Source organism: Nocardia sp. SSK8 (genome assembly GCF_037034205.1).
Lineage (GTDB): Bacteria > Actinomycetota > Actinomycetes > Mycobacteriales > Mycobacteriaceae > Nocardia.
Window position 1 is genome coordinate 1 of record NZ_JBAGKD010000038.1, and the last position, 446, is coordinate 446.

Below are 446 nucleotides of genomic sequence, written 5' to 3' on the forward strand. Positions count from 1 at the left end.
ATCGATCAGCGAATGCCGGGTGCCGTACTTGTTGTCGAACTTGGACTTGGTCACCGAGTCGTTGACATTGATCGCCGGGAACACCAACTCCCCCGCCGCCGCGAACTGATACAGCCGCAGCACACCGGTCGTGGTTTCCTCGGTGACACCCTTGACCGAGTCCGCGATCACCGACCACTTGGTCTTGTCGGTCTCGAACCGCTCACGCAACAGGTTCAGGAACACCGTGTACTCGGCGGAATGGTCCGCATCGGCGGGCGGGACGACCCCGGCCTTCTCGAACTGCGCACCCCGCAGCACGAGCATGGTCGCGTCCCCACCGTCGTCGAGGATCATGTTGGCCGGTTCACCCGGCCAGGTCAGCATCTGCTCGGCAGCCCACCAGTACTCCTCCAGCGTCTCGCCCTTCCAGGCGAACACCGGAGTACCGGCGGGTTCGTCGATGC

1 protein-coding gene is annotated in these 446 nt (G+C 63.9%); it reads right to left on the reverse strand.

The genetic code is table 11. The annotated features are described in order from the left end of the window. A partial coding sequence (locus WA675_RS27270; RefSeq protein WP_336088324.1) for an adenosylhomocysteinase occupies positions 1-446 on the reverse strand: 446 nt, incomplete at both ends.